This is a genomic window from Thermobifida fusca NBRC 14071 = JCM 3263 (assembly GCF_001592045.1).
Classification (GTDB): domain Bacteria; phylum Actinomycetota; class Actinomycetes; order Streptosporangiales; family Streptosporangiaceae; genus Thermobifida; species Thermobifida fusca.
Window position 1 is genome coordinate 15,982 of the sequence record NZ_BCWB01000025.1, and the last position, 15,045, is coordinate 31,026.

Annotated in this window: 16 protein-coding genes; 5 read left to right on the plus strand and 11 right to left on the minus strand. The window is 69.5% G+C overall.

Annotated features, from left to right (window positions below):
- The first annotated feature begins 79 nt into the window (after positions 1-79).
- Positions 80-481, plus strand: a complete 402-nt coding sequence (locus TF1_RS05550) for a hypothetical protein (RefSeq protein ID WP_011292273.1) — start codon at positions 80-82, stop codon at positions 479-481.
- A 21-nt stretch (positions 482-502) separates the two neighbouring features.
- Here TF1_RS05550 and TF1_RS05555 read toward each other — a convergent pair whose 3' ends face one another.
- From TF1_RS05555 to TF1_RS05575, 5 genes are all read right to left on the minus strand, one after another.
- Positions 503-1,279 (minus strand): polyprenol monophosphomannose synthase, encoded by a 777-nt coding sequence (locus tag TF1_RS05555; protein ID WP_011292274.1) that lies wholly within the window; start codon positions 1,277-1,279, stop codon positions 503-505.
- 81 nt (positions 1,280-1,360) lie between these two features.
- Positions 1,361-2,155, minus strand: coding sequence for a DeoR/GlpR family DNA-binding transcription regulator (locus tag TF1_RS05560; protein WP_011292275.1), 795 nt, complete (start codon positions 2,153-2,155; stop codon positions 1,361-1,363).
- 62 nt (positions 2,156-2,217) lie between these two features.
- Complete coding sequence (locus TF1_RS05565; RefSeq protein ID WP_011292276.1) at positions 2,218-2,397, minus strand: hypothetical protein; 180 nt, start codon at positions 2,395-2,397, stop codon at positions 2,218-2,220.
- 125 nt (positions 2,398-2,522) lie between these two features.
- A complete protein-coding gene (locus TF1_RS05570; RefSeq protein ID WP_011292277.1) occupies positions 2,523-3,776 on the minus strand; it encodes an MFS transporter in 1,254 nt (417 codons plus the stop codon).
- Between the two features lie 136 nt (positions 3,777-3,912).
- The gene (locus tag TF1_RS05575; RefSeq protein WP_038043852.1) at positions 3,913-4,671 is read right to left on the minus strand and encodes a DeoR/GlpR family DNA-binding transcription regulator; all 759 of its coding nucleotides are present in this window, start codon (positions 4,669-4,671) and stop codon (positions 3,913-3,915) included.
- A gap of 131 nt (positions 4,672-4,802) precedes the next feature.
- Between TF1_RS05575 and TF1_RS05580 the strand changes: the two genes are divergently transcribed.
- The 4 genes from TF1_RS05580 to TF1_RS05595 all read left to right on the plus strand — a co-directional run bounded on the left by TF1_RS05580 (position 4,803) and on the right by TF1_RS05595 (position 10,166).
- Positions 4,803-5,579 (plus strand): 4'-phosphopantetheinyl transferase family protein, encoded by a 777-nt coding sequence (locus TF1_RS05580; RefSeq protein ID WP_227480887.1) that lies wholly within the window; start codon positions 4,803-4,805, stop codon positions 5,577-5,579.
- 143 nt (positions 5,580-5,722) lie between these two features.
- Entirely contained in the window at positions 5,723-7,783 is a 2,061-nt protein-coding gene (locus tag TF1_RS05585) for a prolyl oligopeptidase family serine peptidase (RefSeq protein WP_016188861.1), read from the plus strand.
- A 197-nt stretch (positions 7,784-7,980) separates the two neighbouring features.
- Positions 7,981-9,168: a JmjC domain-containing protein gene (locus TF1_RS05590; RefSeq protein WP_011292281.1), complete on the plus strand. Its 1,188-nt coding sequence runs from the start codon at positions 7,981-7,983 to the stop codon at positions 9,166-9,168.
- A gap of 131 nt (positions 9,169-9,299) precedes the next feature.
- Complete coding sequence (locus TF1_RS05595; protein ID WP_011292282.1) at positions 9,300-10,166, plus strand: (2Fe-2S)-binding protein; 867 nt, start codon at positions 9,300-9,302, stop codon at positions 10,164-10,166.
- A gap of 337 nt (positions 10,167-10,503) precedes the next feature.
- On the opposite strand, the gene TF1_RS05600 is transcribed toward TF1_RS05595, so the two are convergent.
- The 6 genes from TF1_RS05600 to TF1_RS05625 all read right to left on the minus strand — a co-directional run bounded on the left by TF1_RS05600 (position 10,504) and on the right by TF1_RS05625 (position 15,040).
- Positions 10,504-10,797: a hypothetical protein gene (locus tag TF1_RS05600; RefSeq protein WP_011292283.1), complete on the minus strand. Its 294-nt coding sequence runs from the start codon at positions 10,795-10,797 to the stop codon at positions 10,504-10,506.
- Between the two features lie 144 nt (positions 10,798-10,941).
- Positions 10,942-11,763 (minus strand): siderophore-interacting protein, encoded by an 822-nt coding sequence (locus TF1_RS05605; RefSeq protein WP_011292284.1) that lies wholly within the window; start codon positions 11,761-11,763, stop codon positions 10,942-10,944.
- A 9-nt stretch (positions 11,764-11,772) separates the two neighbouring features.
- The gene (gene entS, locus TF1_RS05610) at positions 11,773-13,104 is read right to left on the minus strand and encodes an enterobactin transporter EntS (RefSeq protein ID WP_038043854.1); all 1,332 of its coding nucleotides are present in this window, start codon (positions 13,102-13,104) and stop codon (positions 11,773-11,775) included.
- A gap of 91 nt (positions 13,105-13,195) precedes the next feature.
- Positions 13,196-13,609, minus strand: coding sequence for an aspartate 1-decarboxylase (gene panD, locus TF1_RS05615; RefSeq protein WP_011292286.1), 414 nt, complete (start codon positions 13,607-13,609; stop codon positions 13,196-13,198).
- Positions 13,610-13,779: 170 nt separating this feature from the next.
- Positions 13,780-14,004, minus strand: coding sequence for an MbtH family protein (locus TF1_RS05620; protein ID WP_011292287.1), 225 nt, complete (start codon positions 14,002-14,004; stop codon positions 13,780-13,782).
- Positions 14,005-14,065: 61 nt separating this feature from the next.
- On the minus strand, positions 14,066-15,040 hold the full coding sequence (locus TF1_RS05625; RefSeq protein ID WP_016188863.1) for an ABC transporter substrate-binding protein: 975 nt from the start codon (positions 15,038-15,040) through the stop codon (positions 14,066-14,068).
- Positions 15,041-15,045 lie beyond the last annotated feature (5 nt).

The window sequence follows — 15,045 nt, forward strand, 5'->3', positions numbered from 1 at the left end:
GGCTCGCTGCGCGCTTTTCCGGCCTCTCTGGGGCTCCCTGATCTAGATTTGCCTGGTGGGGAGGATGCGGGGAGGGTGGATGAGGAGGTTTCAAGTCCGGGCGCACCGCCGCGGTGCGGGCTGGGAACTCCACATTGAAGGGGTGGGGGCAGCGACGGCAGCGAAGGTGACCCAGGCTGAAGCGGTGGCGCGCGAGTCGATCGCCGCTGCGCTGGGGGTCCCGGACGACTCGTTTGCCGTGGACGTCGTGGTCTGCCTCGCCCCGGAGATCGAGGCGATGATCCGGCAGGCGCGGGAGGCTGCCCGCCAGGCAGCACAGGCGCAGCAGGAAGCAGCGCGGCAGGCCCGCGCGGTCGTCGCCCGGCTTCACAGGGAGGGGTTGAACGGCCGGGAGATCGCCTACTGTCTGGGGGTCACGCCGCAGCGGGTGTCGCAACTGCTGGGCGGTGTGGGGCGGCAGAAGGCCGCCAAGCCTTTCTGACCGTGCCCGGCGCGGCCTGGTTCAGGTGCGGTGCCGGGAGCGGGCCCGCTCGTGGCGGAGCAGGAGGAAAGGACGCAGCGCTGACTCGACCTGGACTGCCAGGTCCATTTTGCTGTGGCCTTCAGCGCGGTCCTCGAAGTGGATGGGGATCTCCACGATCTTCTGGCCGCGGCGGTAGGCGCGGAAGTGCATTTCCACTTGGAAGCTGTAGCCGCTGCTGTGGATGCTGGGCAGGTCGATGGCTTCGAGCGCGCTGCGCCGCCACACTTTGAACCCGGACGTGATGTCGCGGAGCGGCATCGCCAGGATCGCCTTGACGTAGGCGTTGGCCCAGGTGCTGAGCAGGCGGCGGCGCAGTCCCCACTCCTGCGACAGGCTGCCGCCCGCCACGTACCGGCTGCCGATGACCACTCCCGCATTGGTGGACAGCATGGTGCCCAGCAGTTGCGGAAGGTAGAACGGCGGGTGGGAGAGGTCGGCGTCCATCTGGGCGACGAACTCTGCGCCGTCGGCGAGGGCGCGGGTCATGCCCGCCACGTAGGCCCGGCCGAGCCCGTCCTTAGCGGTGCGGTGCACGACCGTGATCCGCCCCGGATGCGCGGCAGCAAGCTTGTCGGCGAGCTCACCGGTGCCGTCCGGTGAGTTGTCGTCCACAACGACGAGACGCAGCTCCGGCAAGGGGAGCGCCAAAACCTGTTCGACGAGGACCGGCAGGTTCTCCGCCTCGTTGTAGGTGGGGACGACGACACTCAGCCGAGAGCGGGACCACGGTTCGGGGAGTGTGACCGCAACAGGCATGGCAACGAGCCTCCAACTATCGGACTCGGCTCAGCGTAGCGGCTTTCTCTTGCCTGCGGGTAGCAGCGCTGGGACGTACCGCTACCGGCCCCGGTCGGGGTCGGGCACCGCCACATGCACGGTGGTTCCCATGTCTTCGAAGGTCAGCAGTACTTCCGGGTCGGCGTTGCTGTCGGTCACCAGGTGTTCAATGGACTCGGGGGCGACGGTCTGCACCATGGTGTCGGTCCCCAGCCGGGTGTGGTCGACCAGCACGATCACTTCTTCGGCGCAGGCAGCGAGTGCCTGGTCCACTCCGGCGATCGCCGCGTTCGAGGTGCTCACCCCCCGCTCCGCGGTGACCCCGTGTCCGGTGAGGAAAGCGCGGCGCACCCGCAGCCCTTCCAACGCCTGTTCGGCGGCCCCGCCGACGAGCGCCAGGTCAGCGCCGCGCAGGATTCCCCCGGTGACGACTACTTCTACTTCAGGAGCGTCTGCCAGGATCTGGGCGTTGCGCAGCGAGTTCGTCACCACGGTCAGGCCGCGGCGGCGGACCAGTTCGGCGGCCAGTGCCGCGGTCGCCTCGCCCGGGCCGAGGACGATCGCGTCTCCTTCCGCGACCAGGGTTGCGGCGGTGCGGGCGATCGCCACCAGTTCCGGGGTGGTGGTCTGCTCCTGGCTGCGCCGACCCTGGTAGCCGGGAAGAGAGGCGCCTCCCCTGCGGCGGTCCAATACTCCTTGGGCTTCCAGGACCCGGACGTCCCGGCGGACTGTCACCTCGGAGACCTGGAGTTCATGGGCCAGGTCGCGGAGGGCCATCGTGCCGTGGGCGCGCAACAGTTCCACGATGAGTTCCCGGCGCCGGGCGGCGAACGCGGGCCGGTCCTGCACCGTCATCTTTCCACCCCTCACTCCCCTCAGACCCGATGCGGGTTGAGGATGATCATAGGGGGCATTCATCAGCAAAAACGGACCCCGTGGGCGCGCAGGGTCTGTTCTATCGCCTCATCGTCCGCGTAGTCGGCGGGGTGCACTGCGCTCTCCGGGACCTCCCCCAGTGTCAGGGCGAGGATAAACAGGATGACGAAGACGACGAAACCAGCGAGAGCGCCGATGCCGAGCAGGATCAGCGGTGACATGCCGACCTTCCTCTCACGACCTCAGCGGACGCATTCCCCCTTTATCCGGTTCTTACACGCGTCGTGGGCGAGGTCAGCAGAAGATAGCGCGGGGGACAGGACGGACTGCCTGATCCCCCGCGAGGTCATGCCGTAGCGTCCACGGAAGCGTTGCGCGTGGCGACTGCTCCGCGCAGCGCGGGCGCCACGACGGCGATCCCCAGGCACAGCACGGCTGGGACCACCAGCGCCATAGCGATGTCGATGGTGTGCGCGACCGCGCCGATCGCGACCGGGCCGCTCAACAGGCCCACTTGGCCCATGCCGGAGACGAAGCTGAGGTTGCGGCCCGCGCGCCGCGGGTCGTACTCCACGGCCGCACCGAACACGTGCGGGATGATGCAGGACAGTCCGGCACCCATGAGAGCGAACCCGGCGATCCCGGTCCCTGCCCACGGGGTGGCCAGGATCAGGGTCAGTCCTGCGGTGGCCACCAGCGCGCCGCCGCGCACGATCGCCACTGCGCCCAGGGTGGCGGTGAGCCGGTCGCCGACCAGGCGGCCCGCCGCCATGAGGGCGGAGAATGCGGAGAAGCCGAGGGCGGCTACGGCCCCGGACGCGCCCCGTGCGTCGTGCAGGTAGACCGCGGCCCAGTCGGTGACGGAGCCTTCGGCGAGCATGCAGCAGAACGCTGCCACCCCGAACAGGACGATCCGCCACGGTATCCCCCGTTGCGGTCGCGGTGGGGCTGGGGTGGGGCGGGTAGCGGCCACGGTGTCCACGTCGCGGCCCCGCAGCAGCCACGGGCGCACCCCAAGGGCGAGCCCTGCCATGGCCAGCGCCACGGCAGCGAAGGTGAGCGGCGCGGCCACGTCGAAGTAGGCGGTGGCGCCGCCCACGGCTGCTCCGGTGAAGCCGCCGATGGAGAAAGCGGCGTGGAAGGAGGCCATGATGGGGCGTCCGTAGCGCCGCTCTACCCGGGCCGCGTGCACGTTCATCGGCACGCCCAGGAGTCCGCTGCCGAGCCCGACCGCGACCAGTGCGGTGAACAGGTAGGGCAGGGAGTTGGCGAATCCTGGGCCGATGAGGGTGAGGGAGGCAAGCAGCGCTGCGGGCGGCATCACTGCGCCGCTGCCGTAGCGGTCCACCATGCGCCCGGCCAGTTGCATGGCGGCCAGCGAGCCGACCGCCATACCGAGCAGGGCCAGGCTCAGCTCGCCGTCGTTGAGGCCGGCGCGCTGCTTGACCTCGGGGATACGGGATGCCCAGACCGCGATGATCATGCCCGCGATGAAGAAGTGGGCGACCACGGCGATGCGGGCGCGACGGAGCCGGGAGGTTCGCTCCCGGAGCAGCTTGACGGAAACGGGCAGACGGAATTCGTGCTGGTTCTCAGCCACGGCTCACCAATCCGATGGGGGGTAGCAGGGACAGCCTGGACCGCAGGGTCGCGGCGATCGCAGGCGGGACGGTGGACTGCGGCGGACGACCGCCGCGGGGACCGGCGGGACCCTGTAGGGACCGGTGTCCGGTCAGTCAGACGCGGTGGACCGCCACTCCGGCGGCCCGGATCTCGGTGACGCTGTCGTCGGACGCACCAGTGTCGGTGACCAGCACGTCAAAGTCGCTGACGGGGCCGACATGGCCCATGGTCACCTGGCCGATCTTGGTGGAGTCGGCGGCCAGGACGACCTGCTGCGCCGACCGCATCGCAGCCCGTTTGATGGCGACGTCGGCCAGGTCGTAGGCGGTGACCCCGTCGGCCAAGGAGAGCCCGCAACAGCTCAGTACAGCAGTGTCGAAGCGGACCGCGGCCAAAGAGGCCTCGGTCAGCGGACCGGTCATGGCCAGTTCTCCGGAACGCACTTCTCCCCCGGGCATGAGGAGCCGGACCGTGGTGCTCTCGCTGAGCACCGCTGCCGCTTGCAGCGACAGCGGCATCACGGTGACGTGCCGTTCTGCGAGAGCACGGGCGACCTCCACGACGGTGGTGCCCCGGTCCAAGAGGACCGCCTGCCCGTCGCTGATGAGTTCGCCCACGGCCTGGCCGATGCGCTTCTTCGCGTCGACGGCCATGCGCTCCCGGATGGCGTAGGGCGGTTCCTGGCCACGTGGTAGGAGGCTGACTGCACCCCCGTGCACGCGCCGCAGGACGCCCTTATCCGCCAGGTGGTCCAGGTCACGGCGGATGGTCATCTCCGAATGGCCGGTGAGTTCGGCAAGTTCGGCAACGCTCACCTCCCCTTCAGCCCGGAGGCGAGCCACGATGAGGTCCATCCGCTCTGCACTGTCCACGACTCAATTCAAACACAGAACTTGTTCGTTTTCGCCTTATTAGGCGATTTTTTGTGTGTGAACTATCAGCCTTTGTGAGTGATTGGTGGCACAGTGCGCTCTGGTCCGGTCTCGTAGGCCACAATGGGGAGGTGTCTGCCACGTCTCCCTCCCACCATTGCGACGTGTGGTGGGCCTCCCCTGCGCTCGCCTCCCCTGAGCTGCTCGGCCTGCTCGACGAAACCGAACGGGCCCGCCACTCCCGCTTCCGCCGTTCCGACGACCGGGACCGCTACGCGGTGGCGCACGCCCTCGCGCGCCTCCTCTGCGCCCACGCAGCCGGATGCGACCCCCGCGAGGTGGTCTTCCACCGCCGCTGCGGCCACTGCACCCGGCCTGAACCGCACGGCAAACCGCATCCGGGCGGTCCGGCGGCCGGCTGGGAGATCTCGATCACCCACTCGGGCGACCGGGTCGGTGTGGCCCTCACCCGTGGCCTCCCCGTCGGGCTGGATGTGGAGGGCATCACCGACCGCGATCTGGACGGGCTCGCCTCCTACGCACTGACCGCGCGGGAGCACGCCGCGTGGCGTGCCCTCGACGCCGCCGACCGTGCTGCGGGCTTCTTCACCTACTGGGCGCGCAAGGAGGCGCTCCTCAAAGCCACCGGCCAAGGCCTGGCCGGGGGGTTGACCTCGGTGGAGGTCAGTCCACCCGATGCGGCTGCAGCCCTGCTGGCCTGGCACGGGCCGGAAGCCCCCACTCAGGTGTGGCTGTGCGACCTGGACGCCGGGGCCGACTACCGCGCCGCGCTGGCCGTGGTCTCCGCCCGCCCGGTCACGGTGGCCGTCCACGACGCCTCTGTTTTGTTAAACCAATCACGGCAGATGTTCGATTCGGGGTCTGCGCTTCTGCCAAACCCCCGGTAAGACCGGTCCCAGCGGGACTCGGCCCCGCGGCTGCCCCGTGTCCCGGCGGGGTCAAACATGGCGGAAGGGTCACATTCCTGTGCTGGTCAGGTAAGCCGTTCCTGCCTTGACCCGCTTTCAGCGGTGTTGATGTATTTCAAAGCGTGCCCAGCAACCCGCCGCGTCTCTTGTCGCCTGCTGCTGTCCCTGACCCCTACCGCTGGCTGGAGGACGACGACTCGCCGCGCTGCCTCCGCTGGCTCGCCGCCCGAGACGCCGAGTTCCAGTCAGCTCTCCCGACTTGGCCCCTGCGCGACGCACTCGCCGCGGAGATCCGCCACCTGGTCGCCACCACCCAGTGGTCTCCGCCCCTGCGGCGCGGCGGTCTGCTGTTCGCCACCCGGCGCGACGGCGGCGACGAGCATCCTCGCCTCGTCGTCATCGAACCTTCGGGCCGCGAACGCGTCCTGTTCGACCCGACCGTCGGCGACCCGGACGGCACCACCACCCTCGACGCCTGGGAGCCCAGCCCGGACGGCACCCTGGTCGCAGTCCAGACGTCGCACGGCGGGACCGAACGCGGGGAACTGCACGTCCTGTCCGTCGCCACCGGCAGGCCCGTCGAACCTCCGATTCCCGGGGTCCGCTACGCCCACGTGGCGTGGCTGCCCGCCTCCTACGGACCGGCGTTCTACTTCGTGCGCCGCGACAGCGCTAACGGGCGGCGCGGTGTGTGGCTGCACCGGGTAGGCCGCAAGGAGGACACGCTGGTCCACCCGTGCCAAGCGGCACGCACCGTGCCCGGCGTGCGACTCCACCGCGACCGGTGGCTCGTCGTCACCGAAAGCCACGGCACCGGGCACCGCAACGACCTGTGGCTGGCCGACTTGGCCGCGAGCCCGCCCGAAGCTCCCGTGCTGCGGCCGGTGCACGTGGGCCGCGACGTGGAATCGGAGGCCACGATAGGCCCAGACGGCCTGCTGTACCTGCGCACCACCTGGCATGCCCCGCTGCGCCGGATCTGTGTGGCCGACCCGGCCGCCCCCGCCCCGGAACACTGGCGGGAAGTGGTCCCCGAGGCCCCGGACGCCCTCCTCGACGGGTTCGCGGTGGCGGGCCGTGCCGACGCCGTCGACGTGGTGTACACCCGCACCCGGCTCGGCATCAGCGAACTGCGCGTCCACACCCCCGGCAGCGCCCGCGCCGACTGGGTGGTCCCCCTGCCCGGGGAAGGCATGGTCGCCCAGGTAACCGCGGACACCAGCGGGGAGGTGTACTTCTGCTACGCCGACGTGGCCACCCCGTTGACGGTGTTCACGCTCGGGGCGGACGGCGTCCCCGTCCCTTGGCCACCGCACGCGGCCTCCCTGCCCCCGCGCACCCCGATCGAACGGCGCAGCCTGTCGTACCTGTCCTTCGACGGGGTCCGGGTGCCCCTCACGATCTTTGCGCTTCCCGGCACCCCGCCGGGCCCCACCATCCTGCACGCCTACGGCGGATTCGGCCGCCCTCGACAGTTCGGGTTCTCCGCCACCGTGCTGGCCTGGCTGCGCCATGGCGGCCGCTACGCCGTGGCACACGTGCGCGGCGGCGGCGACTTCGGCCGCACCTGGCACCTCGCCGGTGCTGGACGGCACAAAGTACGCGCGGTCCGCGACCTGGTCGCCGCCGCGGACTTCCTTGTCGCCCGGGGAGAGTGCCGCCGCGACGAACTGTGCCTTTCCGGCGGCTCCGCCGGCGGTCTGCTCGTGCTGGCCGCGATCGCCCGCCGCCCGGACCTGTGCGCCGCAGTCATCGCGTTGGCCCCGCTCGCGGACATGATCCGCTTCCCGCAGCTCGGCTTGGGCGCGATGTGGAGCCGCGAATTCGGCAGCGTCACCGACCCCGAGGATTTCGCGGCACTACTCGACTACTCCCCCTACCACCGTGTGCTCCGCACTCCGCCCGCCGCGTATCCGGCGGTGCTCCTCACCGGTTTCCACGGCGACACCCGCACCGGCCCTGCCCATCCCCGGAAGATGTGCGCGGCCCTCCAAGAACGGACGCGCGGCCCGCGTCCCATCCTGCTGCGCTACGAGCACGGGGTGGGCCACGGGCCGCGCGCGGTCAGCCGCGCGGTCGAACTCGCGGCCGACGCCCATGCGTTCGCGGCCGCGCAGACAGGGCTGTCCCCGACCCGCCGGCCCTCGGCGGGCGCGGCCCTCAGCACGCAGCAAGGGAGGTGAAGAGATCCATGGACGACGCCCTCTTCGAAGTCGAGGTCGAGGACCTGCCGGAAGTCACGTCGCGTGATGTCACCGCTGGTCAGGACAGCGACGGTACGGACGGTAGCTCCGACTTCATCTGATCCGCGCGCCGCCGAGGCCCTGTGCCTCGGCGGCTTTCCCCTCTCCACGCCCTCTTCGACTTTGGAAAGGATCCGATGACTGACCGACTGTTCACTGAGACGCTGCTTGCCGCGGTGGGCGAAGACCTGCTGCGCACTCGGCTGTCGGAGGAGTTCATCCGCGTCGACCTGGGCGCAGAGACCGTGGCGCCGCTCCTCACTTTCGACGCGCTCAGCGAACTGCTCAGCACCCACCAGTTGGAGCCGCCCCGGCTGCGGCTGCATCGCGCCGGCGCACCGGTCCCCCTCGACAACTACACCGAGGTCGGTGAGGCTTCGGGGGTGCAGCGCCGTCTGGTGCGGCCGGAAGCGCTCTACGCACAGTTGCGGCAGGGCGCGAGCCTGGTGCTTGACGGTATCGACCGGATCCATCCGCCGATCCGCGCGGCCGCCGACGACCTGATGCGTCTCGTGCACGAACGGGTCCAGGTCAACCTGTACTTGATCTGGGGGGACTCCCACGGGTTCAACACCCACTGGGACGACCACGACACGTTCATCGTGCAGGTGGCGGGCACCAAGCACTGGCAGGTCCACGGCCAGGGCACCCGCCCGTATCCGATGAAAGAAGACATCGACCACTCCCACCAGCCTCCTGAGGGCACGGTGTGGGAGGGGACCGTCCGTGCCGGGGAGGTCCTGCACGTCCCGCGCGGCTGGTGGCACACGGTGACCGGAACCGGGGACGTCAGCATGCACTTGACGTTCGGGTTCACCCGGGCTACCGGGGTGGACTGGGCGCGGTGGCTGGTGGACCGGCTCTACGAGGTCGAGTTCGCACGCCGGGACCTGCCCCGGTTCGCCACCCCGGAGGAGCGGCGCAAGCACCAGCACGAACTGCTCCGTCACCTGATGGACCTGGCAGAACAGCACGGCCTCGACGAGTTCCTCACCGACCGCGACTCCCGTTTCCCGCGCCGCCAGTCCTTCTCCTTGCCGTGGGCGGTGGACGGTGCCACGCCGCAGCCGGACACTGTGGTGGAGTTCACGCCGATTCTGCCGTCGGCGCTCCGCGACGAGGGGCAGAAAGTCGCGCTGACGGTGGCGGGCCGCCGCTACACGTTCGCGAAAGCCGCGCAGCCGCTCCTGGAAGTCCTGGTCGATGCGCGTGTCCTGACTGTCGCGGAGCTCGCAGAGCGTGCCGGGGCGGAGGTGGAGACGGCGGCCGCGCTGGCGCGGGTACTCGTCCAGCACCACCTCGTACTTTTGCGGAGTACGTCCTGACCTGCGGAATGTGCCGGTAGCCAGAATTGCCTTCCCAAGTTAATTTAGGCTAGCCTTAGTTCCGCGTCAGCGCTGCGCGTTTTGTTGCGCTATCTCCATTAACGTGCCACGCGGAAAGGCTTCTCCGGCACATGACCCGTCAGTGTCACCCGCTTGCGACCGTAGTCGACGCTTGTGCGCCTCTCCGGTTCGCTCCGCTGCCGGACCTGCGCCTCCGGTCGTTCACCCGGTCCGGAGACCAGGGTGACGCCGGGCAGTGGTGCCGTGCCGACTTGTTGGCCGCGAAAAACGCCTTCGCACCGGTCTACGACGGGTTCGTCGCGGCCACTCGGCCCGGCCACCGGCTGCCCGCCGCCACCCACTTCCTGCGCGCAGTGTTCCGGGAACCGATCTTCCTTGTCGCGGCGGGACTGTACCTGACCGGCCGTGCCCCGCTCCTGGACGCCAGCCACCTGTGGTTTCCAGTCCGCGCCGACCGCACCCTCGGCACTCCGATGCTCACGGAGTTGAAAGTGGCTGTGACCGCCGACGACCGCTTCGCCGGCCACCCGGAAACGGTCACCTTCCCCGGCAGCGACGACGTGGTCCGCGCCGCAGCGCACGCGATGGTCGCCGCGTTCACCCCGGTGATTGACGCCCTGTCCGCGCACACCCGGGTGGGGAAGCGGACCCTGTGGGGCTGGGTGCTGGACACTGCGCACTTTTACATGCTCAACCCGGCGCGTTTCCTCGGCCGCGACGCACAGGCAGCATGGGCGCTGGCCAACCGGTTGGCCGATGCTCTCCTCGAGGCCGGGGCGGTGACACGGGCCCGTCCCCGCCTGTTCCCGTTCTGCGACAACCATCCGCGTGGCACCTGGGCGGTCCGGGGCACGTGCTGCTTCGACTACAAGGGCGACCCCGAGCACGGCTACTGCACGACCTGCCCGCACAAGTGCGACAACGAGCGCCGCAACGAGCTTCAGGAGTGGCTGCGCAACCCCGCGCTGGCCCCCTAGCGGCTTCCGGCGGCCCTGCCCTCGGGGTTTTCGGGAGTGCTCACCTTGTGCCCGGGCGCAGAGCCGCCGGCACGGCCCTGCGCCGGCAGCACGGGTCGCGGGGACACGAAGCCTTGGCTCCGCGGCCCGTTCCGCTCCACGGGGCACGCCGCCAGTTGCGCACCCCTGATCAGGAAAGCTTCTGACCTCTTTTCTCTGCACTGGCCGGTGTTGCGCCTGGTTCCGGGGCCCGGCGCAGGGCTCTGGCCGCGCACACCGGCCCGCCCCTGCGGGTGCGCCCTTCGCCCTCTCAGGCGTTGCCCCAGCGGCCTGGGACCAGACCGCGGTCCCGGCAGGCTTACGACCCGGTGCGGCGCTGCGGTTGACGGCGGCCGTACCGCCATTTCAGGTACTTGCCTTCACGTTCCACGCGGCGCATCTCGGTGTAGAGCTCGTCTGGATCCGACGCGGAGACCACCTGCCCGCCCTCAGGCAGAGGCCAGCACGCAAACGCCCAGTAGCGGCGAGTGTAAGGGCCCCAGATCACGACCCAGGCCCCCTGCTTCTGCCATTCGATGTGCGCGGCGACTTCCCGACGCTCAGGATCGTAGAACTCCCCTGGTGCACGACCCGTTCCAGCACGTTTGCCCAACCGGACGTTTCCCTTCGCACGCTTGACGGAGGCCGCTGCCTCCGTCAAGCGTCACACGGTTGCCGCCCAGAGGAAAGACCACTACCGGAAATCGTCGCGGAATCGGTTTATTTCCTCCATATAGCCGCGCACTTCAGTCCTTGACTACTCGTCGTCATCGTCCGCGGCGTGGTGGTCGAGATTGGACACGCCGCGCCGCCAGTAGCCGTCGACTTCGAAGTCGCGGCCGCGCACCAGGCCCCGTTCCTTGAGCAGCCGACGGATGGGTTTGAGGGCGTCAGCCTCCCCGCCAGCCCAGACGAACACGCGGCCCTTGGGGAATTCGGTCTGCTCCAGCGCACGCAGCAGCAGGTCGGTGGTGCCCGGGGCGGCGCCGTTGCGGTGCAGCCAGGTGATCTCGGCGCCCTCCGGTGCGTCCAGTTCCTGCTCCTCTGCGGCGTCAGCGACCTCGAAGAACGCGGTGACCGAGGCGTCACGCGGCAGTTCCTCGATGCGGCGTGCCGCGGCAGGCAGCGCGGTCTCATCGGCGAGCAGCACGTAGTGGTCGGCCTCGGGGTAGTAGACAGTGCCGCGCGGACCGAGCACGCCGAGACGGTCACCCGGCTGGGCGGTGGCCGCCCAGCGCCCGCCAGGACCGTTGTCGTGGACGACGAAGTCGATGGTGAGGAGTCCCGCTTTCGCGTCGAAACGGCGGACCGTGTAGTCGCGGTAGATGACGCCGGGAGCCCGGAAGTTGAGGCAGCGGTCGTCTTCGACGACAGGGAGCACATGCTCTCCCGTCTCAGGGTTGGGGAACCACAGTTTGACGTGGTCGGCGAAGTTGTCGCTGCGCAGTCCAGCGATGTCGCTGCCGCCGAGGTCGACGCGGACCATCCGGGGGGTGATTCTCCGGACGTTGACGACCTCGAGCAGTCGGGACTTCAGCGGGTACATCTCGACGGTGCGTTCCGTCACGGTTGCGGTCATGGCACTCCTCTACTCGGTTGGTGCGGGAGCAGCCCCCCGTGGCCGCTCCTGGCGGGGTTGGTGGCCGGCGACCGGTTCGTTCGCGGAATCGCCGGAGTCGTCGGAAACGACCAGTACTTGGGCAGTGCGCAAACGGGGGAAGACGAGGGCGAGCGCGGCGACTGACAGCACGGTGAGGACACCCCCCGCGGCGATGGTGGCGGCCACGCCGAGCAGCGGGGCCAGGGCGCCCAGGGCAAGCGCCCCCGCGGAGTCGCCGACCGTGGCCTGAGCAGTCCATAGGCTGTTGACCCGGCCGCGCAGGTCGGCAGGCGTATGGGACTGCACGAGGGCGTACCGGAGGATCTCTTCACTGACCTGGGCGTAGCCCAGGAGGACGAGGAAAGCGAACGCTATCGGGAGCGCCGGGCTGAGCCCGAGGCCGAGTACGGCGAGGCCGCAGAGCCCGACCGCGCCGATCAGCACCGTGCCGGTACGGCGGAGGTGGCCGGTCCAGCCGCTGGTGAGGGAGCCGAGCAGTGCGCCCAGCGCCGGAGCGGTGTAGAGCAGGCCGACCGTGGCGGGGCCGCCCCCCAGCACGGTGTCGGTGAACTCGTTGATGAGCACCTGGGGGGAGGCGAACAGGAGCTGCGCGAAGCCGAGGAGCAGCAGCGGGCCGACGACCCGGTGGTGGAGCGCGAAGCGGGTCCCGGTGCGGACCGACTGCAGCACCGATTCCCTTTGGCGGTCGCCGTCCGGTTCGAGGCGCGGCAGCCGCCAGACGAGGACCGTGGTCACCAGCGACAGTGCTGCGGTGAGTGCGTAGTTGCCGCCGATTCCGGCAGCGGCGATGAGGGCCCCGCCCAGAGCGGGGGCCAGGACCGCCCCGAGTTCCCCGTTGAGGGCGAGGAGCGCTCCGGCTGCGGGCAGCTTGTCGCGGGGGACGAACCCGGGGGCCGCCGCCTGCAGCGCGACCGCGCTGAAGGAGCCGAAGAACCCGATGAACAGGGCCGAGGCGTGGATGACCCACAGCAGGGGTTGGTCGAAGAGGAAGCTGTTGGCCGCGAGCACGGTGTAGCCCACCACCGCGGAGGCGCGACCGACGACGATGAGGCGGCGCCGGTCGCCCCGGTCCGCGAGGACCCCGCCGACGAGGGTTCCACCCAGCACGGAGACAGCGTTGGCGGTGTGGACCGTGGCGACGAGGAACGACGAACCGGTGAGCTGGTAGACCTGGGTGGGCAGGGCGACCGCGGCGAATCCCAGTCCGAAGATCGAGACGATCCTGGCGACGAAGACAATGCGGAATTCCCGGCTGATGCGCAGCGGGGTGACGTCGATCATCAGTCGGGTGAGTTTCACGGCGTCCTCACGGATCGGCGACAACAACCCCACGGGTTGTTACTTAGGCAAGGCATACCTTAACACCACCGAGCCGTGTCGCCGCGCACTTTTAGGGGAGAAGCGCCCCCGATTTCTGGTCGCTTCCGGGGACCGGCTCAGCCAGGTCGTCGCCCAGGGCGACGATGCGGTTGTTGGCGTCCACGTGCACCACGTGGGGCCGGTGGGTGGCACGCTCAGCCTCGGTGAGCTGCACATACGAAATGATGATCACCAGGTCTCCCGGCGCTACGAGGCGGGCGGCGGCCCCGTTGATTCCGATGACACCGCTGCCGCGCTCCCCGGTCAGCACGTAGGTGACCAACCGGTGCCCGTTCGTGATGTTGACCACGTGGACCTGTTCGCCGTCGACGAGGTTGGCCGCGTCCATCAGATCGGCGTCGATGGTGATGGAACCGACGTAGTGCAGGTCCGCGTGGGTGACCGTGGCCCGGTGGATCTTTCCGTTGAGCATGGTGCGCAGCACCGTAGACCTCCCTTTGCGGTCGTCGGGTCTGTCCCCGGGCGGGTTGTTCGCCCGAGTGATCCGTTGTCGACGCCCAGGGTAGGCGGATCGCCTCCCGAACCGTGACAGCGGGCTCCTGGTGGGGCGCGCGGCGCTTGGCCGCGCGCCGGGCTGCCGACCGCACGCGGGGCTCACCCCGCCGTGCTGTGCGCCTCCATCGCCTCACGGAGGCTGCGCGGACGCAGGTCGGTCCAGTGGGTGTTGATGTAGTCCAGGGCTGCGGCGCGGGACGTCGGCCCGAAGACGGTACGCCACCCTTGGGGAACCTCAGCGAACTCGGGCCACAGGGAGTACTGGTCTTCGTCGTTGACCAGGACCAGGAAGACTCCTTCATCGTCGTCGAACGGGTTGGTCATCGGTGGTGCTCCTTCCTCGGGGAGGCGGTGCCCGCCGAGGTCCGGCGGGCACCGGAGGGGGTCATAGGCCCTTGAGGACCTCTTCGATCTGGTCGAGGACGATGTTGGCTTGGGCGTAGGTGCGGGCCGCGCTGTAGCGCAGGGGGTGGACCTGGCCGGCTTCCACCGCGGGCAGGCTCTGCCACAGCTTCTGCTCGAGCAGCGCCTCGGTGAACGGGTCGGGGTTCTCCTGGGCGTCGGTCTCGTAGAAGATGACGTCAGCGTCGGAGAGTTCGTCGATCTCCTCGTAGGAGTAGAAGGCAGCGAAGTTCTCCCCCGCCGGCTGCTGCGCCTTGCTCTGCTTCGCACCGAGCGTGTGGAGGATCTCCCCGCCCCAGGCGTTGGTGTTGACCACGGCGAATTCGCCGTCCACGCCGAAGACCAGCGCGAAGGTGGTGTCGGCCAACTGGTCGGCGTAGGCGGTGGAGATCTCCTCGACCCGCTCTTCGAAGCGCTGCTGTTCGGCTTCGGCCCGCTCCCCGTCGCCGACGACCCGCGACAGTTCGAGCGTCATGTTGCGCAGCCCGGAGCCCGCACCGTCGAAGTCGAAGAAGACGGTGGGGGCGATCTTCTCGAGGTCTTCGCGGATGCCGACGTACTCGTCGTGGCTCTCCACGCGGACCCCGCCGATGATCAGGTCGGGCTGGGCCTCCGCGATGGCCTCCATGTTGATCTCCAGGCTCGCCGACTGCACGACCGGGTAGGTAGAGAGCTGCTCGAATTCTTCAGCGGTGTAGAGGGTGGCTACTGGTTCGATCACACCGACAGGCTCGATCCCGGCTTCCAGCACGACCTCGGTGCCGAATTCCAGGGCGACGATGCGTTGCGGGTCAGCGGGGATCTCGACGGTCCCGTAGTCCGTTTCGACGGTGACCGTGTCGCCCTGTGCGGGGGTGTCCGCTGCCTCCTGCGCATCACCGCAGGCGGTCAGGGTGAGGCTGAGGGCGAGGGCGCCTGCGCCGAGGACAAGTCCGCTGCGGGGGGCTTTCTGCTGCACTCTTG